At 49.2% G+C, this 16,260-nt stretch carries 8 protein-coding genes; 7 read left to right on the plus strand and 1 reads right to left on the minus strand.

The features are described 5' to 3' along the window. Window positions 1-1,483 precede the first annotated feature (1,483 nt). From HZA73_05820 to HZA73_05835, 4 genes are all read left to right on the plus strand, one after another. Window positions 1,484-6,823 (plus strand): peptidoglycan DD-metalloendopeptidase family protein, encoded by a 5,340-nt coding sequence (locus HZA73_05820; GenBank protein ID MBI5805545.1) that lies wholly within the window; start codon window positions 1,484-1,486, stop codon window positions 6,821-6,823. Between the two features lie 12 nt (window positions 6,824-6,835). Then, window positions 6,836-7,387 (plus strand): hypothetical protein, encoded by a 552-nt coding sequence (locus tag HZA73_05825; protein MBI5805546.1) that lies wholly within the window; start codon window positions 6,836-6,838, stop codon window positions 7,385-7,387. Between the two features lie 84 nt (window positions 7,388-7,471). Next, window positions 7,472-8,782 (plus strand): RHS domain-containing protein, encoded by a 1,311-nt coding sequence (locus tag HZA73_05830; protein ID MBI5805547.1) that lies wholly within the window; start codon window positions 7,472-7,474, stop codon window positions 8,780-8,782. After that, on the plus strand, window positions 8,772-9,377 hold the full coding sequence (locus HZA73_05835) for a hypothetical protein (GenBank protein ID MBI5805548.1): 606 nt from the start codon (window positions 8,772-8,774) through the stop codon (window positions 9,375-9,377). The genes HZA73_05830 and HZA73_05835 overlap by 11 nt, the downstream gene beginning before the upstream one ends. A gap of 92 nt (window positions 9,378-9,469) precedes the next feature. Here the strand turns inward: HZA73_05835 and HZA73_05840 are convergent, their stop codons facing one another. Further along, window positions 9,470-9,862, minus strand: a complete 393-nt coding sequence (locus HZA73_05840; GenBank protein MBI5805549.1) for a helix-turn-helix transcriptional regulator — start codon at window positions 9,860-9,862, stop codon at window positions 9,470-9,472. Between the two features lie 192 nt (window positions 9,863-10,054). Between HZA73_05840 and HZA73_05845 the strand changes: the two genes are divergently transcribed. The 3 genes from HZA73_05845 (at window position 10,055) to HZA73_05855 (ending at window position 15,350) form a co-directional block, all read left to right on the plus strand. Next, the gene (locus HZA73_05845; GenBank protein ID MBI5805550.1) at window positions 10,055-12,757 is read left to right on the plus strand and encodes a toprim domain-containing protein; all 2,703 of its coding nucleotides are present in this window, start codon (window positions 10,055-10,057) and stop codon (window positions 12,755-12,757) included. A gap of 650 nt (window positions 12,758-13,407) precedes the next feature. Beyond that, window positions 13,408-14,424, plus strand: a complete 1,017-nt coding sequence (locus tag HZA73_05850; GenBank protein ID MBI5805551.1) for a tyrosine-type recombinase/integrase — start codon at window positions 13,408-13,410, stop codon at window positions 14,422-14,424. Next, window positions 14,421-15,350: a tyrosine-type recombinase/integrase gene (locus HZA73_05855; protein MBI5805552.1), complete on the plus strand. Its 930-nt coding sequence runs from the start codon at window positions 14,421-14,423 to the stop codon at window positions 15,348-15,350. Before HZA73_05850 ends, HZA73_05855 begins: the two co-directional genes overlap by 4 nt. Window positions 15,351-16,260: the final 910 nt, after the last annotated feature.

The raw sequence follows: 16,260 nt of genomic DNA on the forward strand, positions 1-16,260 counted from the left end.
GATAAATGAATTTCAAAGCGGGATTTTATATATGGGTGACGGTTCGGTATATACTTTTTGGGGCAATGCTGGGCAAGATTTATATTGCCATCAAAAACCACGTTGGAGAATTTCTCATTCAGATTTTGTATTGAAGTTTGAAGATGGTTCAAAATATTACTTCGGGCCTCAAATCAATGGCGGTTTGAAGCCGGTTGTAAAAAGCGAGGACGTACACGGCAATTATATAACATATACATATAAACCGGGAACGCTTGATATTGACTCCATTTTCGATACGGCCGGCCGGATTGTAAAATTTAAATGGTCGGAAGCTGCCAGGGAAGGCACCCCCACTCAGTTTATAATAAATAAACTTGACTTTATAATGGTACGATGGTCAAAAGATCGACAGGCTGTTGATTTACCATGGGCCGATTCCACGGGGTGGCCGGTAAAGAAAAATATGATAATGATTAAATACGATTATACCCCGGTGAGCTTTTATACATTAGAAAACGCATTTTTTAGCGGCCCAGCTTTGACCGGTGTAAAAAAAATCACCTATTCAAGCAGCGGTGACAGTGTAGTTAGCCCAATAGCCAACTATGAGTATTCACAAATCACTAAACAAGATGCAGCATGGTCGCGTGACTCGGCAGATGTGGGCCAGTTGGTAAAAATAATACAACCTTGGGGTGGTTTTATTAAATATCATTATCGAGCCGCTTATTATAAAACTTTAGAAAATGCTTGGGGCACTTGGGTTGTTTTAGGCTCAAAAGGCTTTTCAACCGAAGACGGTATTTTGCAGGATTCACTTTGGACCTATCAGTATGAAAATGAACCATCTACGGTTGCGTTCCCGCGCCTTAACGATAAGCGCTTTTGGTTTGTAATAAAAGTCACCAATAAAAAAGCGGGTGAGCACCAAACTCATACATACAGCGTTGGTAAGACAACTTGGCTTAAAGACAAGCCGATGCTGAAGACGATAATTGATTCTTCAGCCAGAGGCGAAGAACTAAAAAGGCGTACTTTTGTTTGGGCGGAACCGTCAGATGAATTGTATCATGTCTTGTCCGTACCTCGGTTTCCGCGAATTTTGAACGAAGAAACCAAAGTCGGAAACAACTATAAGGTAACCTATTATAAAAATTACAGTTATATTGACAGCACAGACATTAACAAATATTGCAGGAATTACGGCTTAGATATTGCCACAGCCGAATACGCTAGTTTCAATCCGGCCAGAAAAAGAATAACCACCAAGAATTACCTGCATAATCAAAATATTAATTATCTAAACGCAAATATTTTAAACAAAATAACATTTATAAAGGTCACGGAAATAAATACCGCAGCTTCGCCAAGCACCGTAATATTATCATCTGATAGCAGCGAATATGATCAGTTGCCTCTTGAGCCTTACAACGATGTTTCGTACGAGCCGTGCAGTTGGATCACAACAAGTTCGGATTTACACGGAAACAAAACGAGATACTTGCAACGAAAAAATGTTTCATTTATAGCCAGGGAATACCGTTATGACAAATACGGCAACATGGTAAAAAGCGCTGACCCCTTAGGCAATATAACCACTTACAATTACGGGTATGTTCCGCTATACAGCTCTCTTTATTACGAAGGGGTCTACCTATGCGGTATTTTCAACCAGCAATACGGCCTCACCAAGGGATATTCCCACGATCCTTTGACCGGTAGAATTATTTCCACTTATAATTATACTGCAGACATTACGGAAGCCTCAAGCGGTACAAGCCTAAATACATTAAGTTCCGCTTACACCGGGGATGACAATGAGATCAATTATGCCCCGGCAACCGGCTGGGATGTCCTGCCGCCCCCGCCCGGTTGTATGGCAATGTACACCAGGTATTCATACGATGGCTTGGGCCGGATCAATAAAATATGGCAACCCGGCGACCGGTATTGCCCAAAGCTTCCGGATATTGACGAACCCTCCAATGTCTATGAATATTACGACCGGGGAGATGCCGCCGGCCATCCTTATATAATTGAAAGGCAAAAACGCGGAAACGGCCAAGATAATGAGTATACTAAGATAGCGTATATTTACGATAGCCGGGGGAACTTGATACAAACCCAAAGGTTGATTGATCCAAACGACACCAGGGCGGTCATAACCAGCTACAAATACGACAGCCATAACTTAAATACCCGCCAAACCAGGCCTTATAACGGGCAGTTGGCAAGACTGGGCACCTATGCCGCTCCAGCTTGGAGTTCGCTGGCCAGCGACAGTTTTGTTTACGACGGCCTGCAGCGTCCGGTGAAAACCATTTACCCTGACGGCAATTTTGTTTCCAAGCAGTATGACGGCAATTATGAAATAAACACGGACGCCAACGGGCAAATTACCACTTTCCAATATGATCCCTTCGGAAATCTTGCTTCGGTGGTGGATGCCCAGGGGAGTGCTACGGCATATGAGTCCGACTGTTTGGGCCGCTTAAAAACCATTACTCCGCCGGCCGGCAATCCCAGCAGTTATTTTTATAACGGTCTGGGGCAGTTAACGGAAATGCAAACCCCGGACATGGGCGGCAAAAAATTCGTATACGATGACGCCGGCAACCTGCGTTTTATGCAGGACGCCAACCGGATGGGCGATCCTAACGGTAACTGGGTTTACTACCGGTACGATAAGACGGGAAGGATGACCTCCAGCGGTTTGTATAAGTATACCGGTACCGGGGACCCGATATTCGTTCCGTCCGACACGGGAAGCATTGAATACCTGCAGCCAACCACAATCAACATTTACGATGAATATTACGGGTACCGCGATACGACCATAGGCGCCGCTAATGCCAGCTGGTTCAGTGAGCCGAGCCAGCCGGACAGTTTTATCATAAGTGGAAACGGAGTATCTAATATCATAGGCATAAATGCAACATATGTAAGAAGTAAAAATATATATGCCACTGATGGGACGCCAGGTTCTACAGGAATAACAGAAGAAACCGAGCCCGTTGACTATGATACGGTTTGCTTTTGGGGTAAGCCTGAGTTATTCATTGGTAAAGCAGAAACCGATATCTTTTCAGATAGATGGAGAACATATATTGAACCAATTGATTTATCCCAGTTTTATAAATCCGATGAAGATACGATATTAGGGATATATTTATGCTTGCATAACAGAAACATAAATCCAAGCGCCAATGTTGTTTTATATAGATTGCCATACTATTATTATAAATACTACGCTGATGGCTACCTTTATTGTTATGAAAATCCTTGGAAAATTAAAAGTACAACTTGGCTTGTACAACCGAGCTATGGCGGAACGGACAGTGATGTAAATTATGAAAATGTAGCGGAAGATACATTAAACAAGTACGATTCAATGAGAACCGTTTGGCAAACAAGCGGTTGCGTGGATTCGGTGAATATTTCTGATTGGGCAAAAAGCTGGCTGAATGGAAGTTTGCTGCAAAACGGCATTATGATAAGCGAGGAATCGGATATAAACTTTTATTATGCAACAGTTAGCACTTATCCGCCGTATTTGAATATCATTACATCGGATACCGTGCCATGCAACATTACATTGAAACCCACCTACCCCGGTGCCGATTATTTCACCGTTTATTGGACAACCAGCGAACTGGCGAAATGCGAAGTCCAATATTCAACGGATGAAAGTTATTCTAACGTAATCGTATCACAGGATGAATATTTTAATCACAGCATAACTATTTCCGGTTTAAACCAGAACACGGTTTATAATTACCGCATCAAGGCGGTGGACAAGAGCGGGAATTTAACATTCACGAGGGGTCTGCAGTTCAAAACCGGCGATTTGCCAGGCATAGCATATTACATGTTCTCCCGGGGCAGGCCCACCGTTTCCATGTCCGAGGGCGACACCGCCGTATTCAGCTATGACGAACGGGGCAGATTACTGGCAAAGAAGACCAAACGTTCCGGAAGGTCTTACCTTGAAAGGCGCCAATACGACAAACAGAATAACCTGATCGCCTTTGAAACCACCAGCAACGGAACAACGAATTATTTTTACAATGCCATGGGGCAGCTATCATCTATCGTCTGCGGCGACAACCAGCTGGCCTCCTACACCTACACCGCCGCCGGGGCCTGTTCCACCGAGGCCTTCGGCAACGGGGTGAGCTCAATTTACTCCTACCACCCCCGGCAGTGGCTTAAGGCCGCCGCCATGACCGGAAACTCCGGAACCATGTTCAACCACGCCTACCAGTACGACGCCAACGGCAACCTGACCTTTGACGAGGACAACACCGGGCTAAGTTCCAGCACCGACCGCTATTATGCCTACGATCCCCTTAACCGCCTGACCTACGAGGGCAGCCAGCCCGGGCCGAATGCCATTGATGTCACATTGCCCGGGGTCGTCAATTACGGCCTGAGCTACCGCTACGATGCCCGGGGCAACCGCACTTCCGGGGCCGGAGCCTCCTACTCCTACTACCCCGGCACCAACCGCCTGCAGGCCGTAACCAACCCCGACGGCTCCCAGACCCCCTACGATTACGACGGCAACGGCAACACGGTCTACGACGGGCGCTGGCAGTACGAGTACGACTTCCAAAACCGGCAGAGCCGGGTTCACAGCGAAGCCTCCACCAGCATCAACAACATCAACTACACCTACAACGCGGCGGGCTTAAGGACCGGGTCGGTTAACAGCCTGACCCAGTTCGGGGGGCAGGTGGCCTCCCTGGCCGCCACCTTCCCCGAGCCCTACGAGGACCTGGTGGAGAGCGCGCCCAGCGGGGACGGCCACGACGACGCCCGGGACATGGGAACGCTAAAGGTCCACGTCAACGACAATTTCCTGTTCTTTGAGATCACCCACAAGTATCTCTACGGAACCTCCCAGGGGAACTACGAGAACATCTACATCGCCTTGGACACCGACCAGAAGTTCGGCTCGGGGGCTTCCTGGCTGCCGGATGACATCAAGGTGCGGGTCACCGCCGACAACGCCTGGGAGCGGTGCATAGTCATCTACGACGAGCAGAACTTTGGCATCTGCACCGCCGAGGGATTCAGACTGGAGAAACTGGAGACCGACGACGGCAAGAAGATGAAGGTGAACTACACCAACGGAAGGAACTCCAAGGCCATCATCAAAGTGCCGGTGGCGCTTTTGGGCAACCCGGAGAAGGTCCGGTTCGTGATAGTAAGCACCATGCCGGGGGCGGCCAGCTACAAGATCTCCACCGCCTGCGACGTTCTGCCGGGCGGCAAAAAGAGCATAGACAGCCAGCTGTTGACCGCCTATAACGAGTACACCATGCCGCTGGCTCCGGGGGCGGTGCGGAGCACCACCACCACCGAAGGCTATTTGTACGACAACGACGGGAATTTGATGGCCGACCTGGACGGGGAGAAGAACATCACCAAGCGGTATGTGTATGGGTTAGGCGGCAAGCATTTGGCAATGCAGATCAACAACACCGGCTACGGGCCGTACAGCAACGCCTGCGATGATACGGCCAACATCAGCATAGGAGGCGACTCCTCGCCCCTGACCTTTAACTTTACCACCGACAAGCAACAGGGGGCATTTGCCCTTCAGGTGAACGTGGGCAACCCCAGCGGAGTGGGCTGCAATGCCGGTAACTTTGGGCTTTACAACCAGGGTATAGAGGTGGAAAGCGCCAACTACGGGTATGTGCATATCTGGGTGAAACCACTTACCGCAGGTTCCTGGATGACCTTCCACGTATGGGACGTAAAATATGGCGACTGGAAGACGCTTAAGGGCGACAAGGACGGGGATATGTATTACGAAGCGGACCAGGACATGGCGGTGGGGCAGTGGAACGAACTGTGGCTAAAGTTGGATAATAACGATAAGGAATGGACCCAAACCAAAGTTCGTTCGTTTAGCATGCATGCCAGCAATAATGCTTCGTTCATAATTGACGGGGTGTATACTTGTTCCAGGGATTGGAAGACGTTTTATTATAGTTGTGACTACCTCAATAGCCCCAGAGTGATGACGGATGCTACCGGAGCAGTGGTGTGGAGACAGGATTATCTTGCTTTTGGCAGTGAGGCCGGGACAGTTGCAACGGGTAATACCCATAAGTTTACGGGGCACATAAAGGACGATGCTACGGGGCAGTATTATGCCAAGGCCAGGTATTTCACAACTGGCCTTGGGCGTTGGTCACAACCGGAGCCATTGTTGAAAGGAGTGCCAAGCAAAGGGTTCTTAATGAATTCGCAGATGTTGAACCCATATGTTTATTGCCACAACAACCCAATTAAATATAGTGACCCTGATGGACATTTGCCATGGAATGAAATTGCGGCAGGTAAAAATGATATTAGATCAAGTTTTGGACCACGCACAGATCCTGTTACTAAAGCGCCAGCAAGGCATGAAGGGATGGACGTTAGAATGCAAACAGGGACTAATTTGCGTTCAGCAGCAGCAGGCACCATAATAAATGTTGAAAATAAAACTACAGGCTATGGTACAAATATTACGATTCAACATGAAAATGGTTTTACTACACGGTATGGCCATATGAATTCTACTAGTGTTAGTGTGGGACAACAAGTTAATGAAGGACAAACAATAGGCACAAGTGGTAGTACTGGAAAATCTACAGGCCCTCATTTACATTTCGAAGTTAGACAAAATGGGGCAGCAATAGATCCAACTACTGTTAATTTAGGTGCTTATAATAGTTATCCATCGGATCCACAAGCACAACAAACAATAGAAAACCTTAAACCTTGGGGTGTTGAGTTTAATAAAGACCCTGCAAAAAGTAAACCAATACCTGAAGTGCAATAAAAGGAGGTGTATATGAAAAAAACATTATTTACCTTTCTAAGTATAATGGTGTTAACTTCATTGTTATATCCGTTGACATTGAAAGAATGTAATAAAATAGCAAACATGGGCATAGATAAAAAGAAACTGACAAATAAAACGCCATATAAAATTGCCAGTTTTATTGAAGACAGGAGGGATAACAATTTAGATACATCGTTTTATGAGATAAAACTTAATAAATCATTTTGTGTGTATGATGCAAAAATATTTTATATGACCAAATACGGAATATATAAAATATATATCTGTACAACAGTTGTTGAACAGGGATCTAAAGCTGATTACGTAAAAGTAATCACTAACAATAAGAATATTGTTATGGCAATTATTGCGTATAGATTTGATGACAACTTAGAAGGTTTTAGAGAGCACTATGATTGGAACAAGAAAGATTTTGGGCTGTCTATAGAATATAAGAAAACAGGCATGGTTTATTGGAAGAAAAATGATATAATTGAATTTATGGGATTGTGGGGAGCAAACAAAAAGTACTATTATTCAGGCATAAGCGTAAGTAAATAATTCAAAAGCCCCGCTACTTGCGGGGCTTTCAATAATAATTTTATGAACCCATAGTTCTTGTTGACCAGCCTTAGCACAGACAAGATGCAGGGCGCGGCCTCGGTGCAGGTGAACGTGGACGCTTCGGGCTACGGCAACTTTGCCTTCCCGGACCAGGGAATAAACTTCTCGGCCGGCAACTACCGCTGGGTTCACATCTGGGTAAAGCCTCTTACCGAAGGCTCGTGGGTCAGCTTCCATTGCTGGGACAGCACCAAGGCCGGCTGGCGCGACATGAACGGCGACAAGAACGGAGACAAGCTGTTTGCCGCCAATGAAGACCTGGAGCTTAACCAGTGGAACGAGCTGTGGGTAGACCTGGATAGGAATACTCAGGGGTATGTAGGCGGCACGGTAAGGGGCGTGCACATGCACGCCAGCCCCGGGGCGATTCTTAGGTTTGACGGGATATATACCTGCTCCCGCAACTGGAGCACGTATTACTACCATACGGATTATCTGAATAGCCCCAGAGCCATGACGGATGCGGATGGCAATGTTGTTTGGCGGCAGGATTATCTTGCATTTGGCTCCGAGGCCGGGACGGTTGCAACGGGTAATACCCATAAGTTTACTGGCCACATACAGGATGCAGCGACAGGTCAATATTACGCCAAGGCCCGTTTCTTCACAACAGCGTTGGGCCGTTTTAGTCAACCTGATCCAGCATTAAAGGGCCCGCCAGGCAATCCGCAATTGTGCAATCCCCAGTTATTGAATCCATATGTCTACTGTGTGAACAATCCTTTGAAGTTTAACGATCCTTCGGGGATGGTGCTGGAGTTGGCCGGTGATCTTGATGAGACCAAGAAAACGCTTGGTGAAATAGCCGGGAAGGATGCCAGCGCTTTAGGCTATAATAAAGACGGCACGGTTACAGTTACCGCAACTGCAGAACAGCTTGCCAACAACGAGGGCTTAAGAACGATTGCTAATATAGCTGGTGCGACTGAGAAATACCAATTTGCTGTATCGGCGGAGGCGAACTCGAATTCGTTTGGTGCTATTAATGAAAGTGTAACTAAACGAATGGAGTTTAGTACTAAATGGGCTACGCCCCCAGCAGGTTATGCTGGCAGAACGGTTGTTGCCAGTAAAGGTAGTTGGAATGCCCTTGACGGTAGTGGTAAGGTCCCTAGGATGGCAATTGCTTTTCACGAATTGACAGAAGTATTTGCCAGATCAAATGGCAAAGGTATGTATTATGAAAATGTTGTTAAAAACAAGGATGGTGGCTACGGACCAACAAGTCCGAGAAGTGGTGCGCACCCATACGCCATAGAGAGAGAAAAAATATGGCAAACGCAAGGAGCAGTCGGTAACAACTTTAATGGAGCTGCCCAATATGTGCCGTAATTTATTATTTGCTATTTTGGCTGTTTTGTTCATGACAGCTGATAATAAAGCCCAAACAGGTGGTAACGATACCACAGCCGCTATAAAAAAGGCTCTAAAAACAGAAGCATCACAGAGCCTAATTTATAAATGCGATAATGTTTCTGTGAAAGTTGAGGTTAACGAATCTACAAAAGATTATGTTAAGCTTAAGATTACTTATAGAAATGACAAGTCGCACGATATAGGTTTACTGCCATATGTAGAGAAAGAGAAACCAGGCCTACGACTTGAGGAAGATACACGTTGGGGGCCGTATGTGTCGTGGTTAGAATTTGGTCTTTGGGAGAACGATTTGTTGCCTAGAATTATAAAACTTAGAAAGTGTAAAACTTTAACAAAATATTATATCGTACAAAGAAAGGATATACCCCATAAAGGCGATTTATCTAAGTGTATTGGCGTTCTATTTAGTTACTTGGATGATTTAAAAGGTTACGATTATTTAATTAATAGTGAAAGGGACGTTGTCATACCTGCAAATCCTAACGATATGATAAATTTCCTTTATAAACTGAAAACATATAATTTAGGGTTTATAGATATCAGCTATTAAAATGTTGTGTTGCTGTTCACAGATTATTATTGCCAAATAACAAAACCCCCGCCATTTTATGACGGGGGTTTTGCATTTACTCGGGCCGGCAATCAGCCGGCCTGTTTTATCTGGCCTTCTTTAAGCTTCTCCCTATCCAGGAAAGTGTCTAAGAGTTGAACGATCTGCTTGCGCTCCTTGGCAGGCAGCTTCTCCAATTGGCTCACCCTGCGCCATAGCCGGTTGTCGCGGGTTTTGGGCGCCGCCTTCAATTTATCCAGGCCCATCAATTGGTCTACGGTCACGCCCAGGGCTTTTGAAAGTCTTGGCAGCAGGTGGGCCGGTATGTGCTTGGTCTGTTTCTCGTAGTAGGCGATCACCCGCTGCGGGATGTCAGTCTCGGCCTGCAGATCCCGCTGGGAAAAACCGGCTTCCCGGCGCAGCCTGGCCAGCCTGGTCCCAAAAGTCTCTTCGGGTATGTTTAAATGTGCTTCTCTTTTTGGCATAACGTCCCCTGTTGGTGTTATGCCGCTATTATACAGCATGGTCTCGGGCATGGCGGTTTTCCCCTTAAAAATAGTTCTTGACAAACTGATACGAGAATGGTATCATGTGTTGAACTAAAAATCAAGCATAAAATCGCCGTTGAAAAAACTTCATTTTTCCCTTGACAAGTTTTAAACCCGAGGTCTAAAAACATGCTGATAGATAAAAAAGAGATCGAACAGATAAAACAGAGCCACGACCTGAAGATCCTGGTGGAATCCTACGGGGTGCAGTTAAAGAAGAAGGGCAGCAACTACGTGGGCCTGTGCCCTTTCCATAAAGAGAAAACGCCGTCGTTCACGGTGAACCCCAAAACACAGCTATGGCATTGCTTCGGCTGCGACGCCGGGGGAGATATTATAAACTTCGTGGCCAAGAAGGAAGGGATTAACTTCAGAGCTGCGTACAAGAGGCTGGCCGGCACGGAAAGTTCCAGCGTTGCCGGGCAAACAAAAGCGGCATCTCAACCGGTGAAAGCCTCCGTGCCGGTCCCGCTCAATCGTTCCAGGTTATTGAATCGTGTCGTATCCTTCTATCATCAAACCCTGTTTGAAGACCAAAGAGGCTTGCAGTACCTGCAATCCAGGGGTATAACCGATAATAGCATCTACGAGGACTTTAAGCTGGGCTACAGCAACGGAACGCTTAACAATGCTCTGCCGCAGCAGGAAAGCGAGTTGAAGGAAGCCCTGAAAGAAATAGGCCTGATCAACGAGCGGGGCTACGAACTGTTTTACAACTGCGTAATCTTTCCTGTCTTTGACGATAACCAGGACTGCGTGGGCATTTACGGCCGGAAAGTAGAAAACACCAAATCCCTGATCCCAAATCCTGCCCCATCGGATATTGTTCATCTCTACCTGCCCGGCCCGAGGCGCGGGGTGTTCAACTGGCAGGCCGCCAAACGTTCGTCAATGCTGATCCTTACGGAATCCATCATTGATGCCTTGACCTTGTATAATGCAGGTTTTAAGGACGTTATCCCATGCTACGGGGTGAATGGCTTTACTGATGATCACGCCGCCTTGTTTGAGCGATATAAAGTAAACGAAGCATATATCTGCTTTGACCGGGATGAAGCCGGAGAAGCAGGCGCAGCAAGGATGACAGGGCAGTTAAAAAATAAAGGCATAGCCTGTTATAACATCGACCTGCCGGAACTGAAGGATGCCAAAGCCGATGTAAACAGCTTCTTTATTTTAACTGCCAATGCCCAGGAAACCTTTGAAACGCTGCTGCAACAGGCCAACCCCAAAGCGGCGATCCGATCCGAACGCCAGGTAAAGAGCGAGCAGCGGGACTATGAAAAGACGGACAGCGGTTTTACCGTGTGCTACGGCGACAGGCGCTACGAGGTGCGGGGCATATCCCGTGAGGGCGTTAAGCTTAAAGCCACGGTCAAAGCCCTGTCCGCCGTCCGCTCGTCAGCGGCCGCCAAGGGGCGTTTCCACTTGGACACGGTAGACCTTTACTCAAATAGAAGCCGGTTGTTCTTTGCCAAGGCCTGCGCCGTCTTGTTCTCCGAGAAAGAGGAACTGATCACCGGGGACATAACAAAACTGATCGACCTGGCGGAAAGCTGGACACCTGAGGCGGCGCCATCTGGTCCTTCCATGAGCAAGAGCGAAGAAGCCGAAGCCCTGGGGTTTTTGAAAGATCCAAAGCTGTTCGACCGGATCCTGGAGGATTTTGAGACCGTGGGCTTGACCGGTGAGAAAGCCAACAAGCTGATGGCCTTCATTGCGGCCACCAGCAGAAAGCTGGACGACCCGCTGTCAATCCTCATTCAATCGCGGTCGGCCGCAGGCAAGAGCACATTACAGGACGCGGTGCTGTCTCTGATGCCGCCCGAGGACTTTATGAAGTACACACGCTTGACCGGCCAGGCCTTGTTTTACAAAGAGGAAGACAGCCTGATGCACAAACTGCTGGCGATAGAGGAAGAGCACGGGGCCAGGGAAGCATCATACAGCATCCGGAACATCCAGTCGTCAAAATACCTTTCCATCGCGGCTACTGGAAAAGACCCGGTAACGGGCAAACTGCGAACCGAGGAATACAAGGTCAAAGGGCCGGTGGCCCTGATGATCACCACCACCGAGGTCGAGCTTGACTACGAGACCTCGAACAGGTTTATTACATTGACCATAGACGAATCCAAGGAGATGACGGCGCGGATATTAGTGAAACAGCGGGAGAACGAGACCATCGAGGGGTTGGTCAAGAAAGCCGAGACCGAGGCCGTAGCCCGCAGACATTATAATGCCCAGCGGCTTTTAAGGGCTATACAGGTTATCAATCCCTTTGCTTCGCAGTTAACCTATCCTTCCGAATCGTTACGGGCCAGGAGGGATCATAAAAAATACCTGGGACTGATTAAGGCCATTGCCTACCTGCGGCAATACCAGCGTCAGGTAAAAAGCGTTGAGCATAACGGAAAGATCATCGAGTACATAGATGTTATCCTTGACGACATCGAGCTGGCCAACAAGCTGGCCGGGGAAGTGTTCGGCCGCAGCTTGGATGAGCTGTCGCCGCCGTCCCGTCTGCTGCTGGGGATGATCAAGGAGATGGTGGAGATAAGCTGTAAGCGGCAGGGGATAGAGCCGAAGGATTATCACTTTACCAGGAAAGACATCCGGGACTTTTGCAAATGGAGCGACTTCCAGGTGCGCTGCCACATCAAGCAGCTGGAGGATCTGGAATACATCTACTCCGCCGTGGGCAAGAAGGGCAAGGAATACATCTACGAGCTGCTGTACGACGGCCAGGGAACGGATGATAAGCCGTTCCTGATGGGCTTGACCACAGTGGAGCAGCTTAGGACTTCGGGCCAGGCTACGGCAGGCGTTTAAGGGGCGAGGCTTCGCAGGTGCTACATAGACCGGAGAAGCATTGCCCCGCAAACGCAGACCCACAAGGCCATCTCGACAAAGCTCGATGACCACCTTGTGGGCCGTGGAGGGACGGCCACGAGCGGCACCCGCCCCCCTAAGGCGCTCATATGTAATTGCGCTAAGAGTTGCCCACCCCTTTGGGAGTACCTTGAATGGTGGGGGGTGCCAGGGCGGGGATGCCAAAGGGGAGGGCACGGCGGGGGGCGGGCCGGCTCGACTGCATAGCAGGCGGGTGCCGTAGCCTGTAACTACGAGGGCAAAATCACAAACCCCTTCGTTAGCAAAACATGGGGCATAACTCGGGGCTGAAGCCAAACTACGAGGGCAAAATCACCAACTACGAGGGCTAAAAAGGGCACTACGAGGGTACTACGAGGCCACTACGTGATTGATCGGCTGCCGCCGTAACTTCTTCTTTTAACTGCGATTAAAAAGAAAATAAGGCCAACTACGAGACTACGAGGGAGGAACCTATATACCGGATGCAAGGGGTAAAAAACAGGGCCAAAAAGCGGCAATTGCTGAAACCCAGTGTTTATGAGGGTCTTCAGATGGCATATACCATTACGATGGCGGTTTAATACTACTACGACAGGAGCAATTAAACAATGAACGACATCCTATCAGCTTTTACCGGTCAACTCAAGGTGAAGAACTACTCGGCCAAAAGCATTGCGGCCTACAGCGGGCATCTGGCGGGCTTCTTCGCCTATCTTAAGAGCCAGGGCATCGGCGATATCCGGCAGGTCAACAAGGGCGCGATCACAGCCTACCTGCTATCTCTCCGCGAGCATCTTACCAAAGCAGGCAAGCCCTACAGCACGTCTACCATGTGCCTTAAGGTGCGGGCAGTCAAGCGGCTGTTTGAATATCTGGAAAAGGCCAACGTGGTGTTGATCAATCCGGCCGAAGACATCAAGGAGCCTAAAAAAGCAACTTCGTTGCCGCGAAGCGTTTTGACACCTGAAGAAGCCAGGAAGATACTTGATGCGCCAAATCTGTCAACCACGGCGGGCATCAGGGCCAGGGCTATTTTAGAGGCGTTCTACTCCACAGGCTTGAGGTTGGAGGAGATGGCCAGACTTACCATCTACGACTGCGACCTGCAGGGTGGATATCTTCGGGTAAACAAAGGCAAGGGGGCCAAGGACAGGGTGATCCCCTTGGGAAAACATGCGGCGCGGTTTTTGAAGGAGTACATCACCCATATCCGGCCGCAGTGGACGAAGAATAATAAAGGGGTTAAGGCCCTGCTTGTCAATCGTCAGGGCCAGGCCCTGTCCACGGAGGTCATCGGCATCATGGTCAGGACATATGCCCGTAAAGCGGGCATCACAAAGAAGGTGTCACCCCATACCTTCCGGCATACCTTCGCCACGCAGTTAGTGAAGAACGGGGCGGACATCACGGCGGTGCAGAAGATGCTGGGGCACTCTGACCTGTCGGCCACCCAGGTCTACCTGAGGGTGGCCGGCACAGAGGTCAAGCGGACGCACAGCAAGTCGCATCCCAGGGAAAGGGAGAAAGAGCCAGGCATCACGCCGCATATTAAATCCATCAAGCAACCGCCTCAGAGGCAATTGCCTCATAAGCAATCGCTTCACCGGCCCCGGCAACTGCCATGATCGACCGGGTTCTTATAACCAAGAAGTACCGGGATCACCTGGCCGTAAAAAACTTCTCAAAGGTGACGGTCAAGTGCTATGCATCTCTTCTTAACTGCTTCTTCAACTACCTGGAAGAAGCGGGCATCAAGGACATCACGGCGGCGGGCAAGGATGCCATCAGGGATTACCAGGCGCATTGTTACGAGACGGTAAACGCCCGGGGCGAGCCCAACTGCGTGGGCACCCAGAACAACCACCTTAAGGCCGTAAAATGCTTCTTCCGCTTTTTGCGCCAGGAGGACTACATAGTGGCTGATCCTTCCAAGGATGTGGACTTTGCCCGCAAGCCCAAGCGTCTGCCGCGCTCGATCCTTACGCCTGCGGAGATGCGGAAGCTGCTGCATGCGCCGGATGTCAAGACCACCTTAGGCTATCGCGACAGAACCATCCTGGAACTGCTCTACACCTCGGGCTTGCGCAAGGCCGAGATAGAGGTTCTGCAGTTGGCCGACGTGGACTATCACGAAGGCTTTGTCCGGGTAAATGCCGGCAAGGGGAACAAGGACAGGGTGGTGCCGATAGGGAAGATCTCCTGCCGGTACTTGGAGAACTATGTCAAGGGGGTGCGGCCGGCGTTGATCCGGGACCCGTTGAACAACCACCTGTTTTTGACCCTGTCCGGCAAAAGGTTCGGCTCAAGCGCGCTGTGGTTTATGGTCAAGTATTATGCCAGGAAAGCCCGGATAAAGAAGAACATCAGCCCGCACAGCTTCCGCCACACCTGCGCCACGCTGATGCTTAGGAACAAGGCCAATATCAGACACATCCAGGAGATGCTGGGCCACGAGAATCTTAACACCACGCAAATCTACGCCCAGGTGAGCATCGCCGATCTCAAGGAAGTGCACAGCAGATGCCACCCCAGGGAGCAGGACAAAGAATAGATATTGGGAGCCTGTCCCGAGCCTGTCGAGGGACCTTCGTGTCTTCGGCGCCTGCGGGTGCAGACGCCTTTAGACACTCGGGCTTAATCTGATCCCCCGCCCGCCCGTAGTCTCGGCAACAGGCTTGGCCTGGTTACAGACAGCACAGCGTCAGCCGCTTGGCTGGAGCCTGCCCCGAGGTAAGCGCCTTGCCTTATAAGCGAGGGGTGCGGTTAAAAAATAAAACAGCCAATCGGCTGGCCGTCCCGCCCCCCGCCGTGCCCTTCCCCTTTGGAAACCCCTTCCCTGGCACCCCCCACCAAATATTGTACTCCCAAAGGGGCGGGCACTCTTAGCATGAAACAATCAGAATGCTTTAGGGGGGCGGATGCCGTTGTGGCCGTCCCGCCACAACCCTTGCCCTTCGACATGGCTTCGGCAAGCTCAGCCTGGCAGCTCAGGGACAAGGGGCTTCAAGCCCTTCATGGCTCTTGCTCCTCTGGTCTGTCATACCTACGTCGCAATCGCCACTGCGGGCTTTTAGCTGTGCTGTCTGGCCTGTTGCCTTCATGGAAGCCCGGCACCCGTCTGCCCCAGGGCTCCCAACTGATCGCGGTTAATATAAAAAGAGGCGTTGCCTCTTTCTTTTTTTAACTGCTTTTTATTGTTGACTAAACCATGCGTTTTAGCTATTATTAACAGGTTATATGAAGCCAAAAATACTGATCATAACATTGTTGCTGCTGGGCTTTGTTCATTTAGCTCAAGGCAGCATCCCGCCTTTAAACGGCGAAGTATCACTACGACTTTACGAAAATGACCCGTTTTGGGAAGAAAGTCATAATGATAAGATATCTTTGCCACGCCTTGTGTATCAAGGGGTTTTGCTTATTGAAGGCGGGGTCTGCTACCAAATAGTCCATACGGATTA

The sequence above is a fragment of the candidate division TA06 bacterium genome, from assembly GCA_016235665.1.
In the GTDB taxonomy this organism is placed as follows: domain Bacteria; phylum Edwardsbacteria; class AC1; order AC1; family EtOH8; genus UBA5202.

What these genes read in the sequence shown, in the direction of transcription:
- HZA73_05835 (MBI5805548.1), top strand. Translation starts at nt 8,772, where the DNA reads ATGTGCCGTAATTTATTATTTGCTATTTTGGCTGTTTTGTTCATGACA.
- HZA73_05850 (MBI5805551.1), top strand. Translation starts at nt 13,408, where the DNA reads ATGAACGACATCCTATCAGCTTTTACCGGTCAACTCAAGGTGAAGAAC.
- HZA73_05840 (MBI5805549.1), bottom strand. Translation starts at nt 9,862, where the DNA reads ATGCCAAAAAGAGAAGCACATTTAAACATACCCGAAGAGACTTTTGGG.
- HZA73_05830 (MBI5805547.1), top strand. Translation starts at nt 7,472, where the DNA reads ATGCAGGGCGCGGCCTCGGTGCAGGTGAACGTGGACGCTTCGGGCTAC.
- HZA73_05825 (MBI5805546.1), top strand. Translation starts at nt 6,836, where the DNA reads ATGAAAAAAACATTATTTACCTTTCTAAGTATAATGGTGTTAACTTCA.
- HZA73_05845 (MBI5805550.1), top strand. Translation starts at nt 10,055, where the DNA reads ATGCTGATAGATAAAAAAGAGATCGAACAGATAAAACAGAGCCACGAC.
- HZA73_05855 (MBI5805552.1), top strand. Translation starts at nt 14,421, where the DNA reads ATGATCGACCGGGTTCTTATAACCAAGAAGTACCGGGATCACCTGGCC.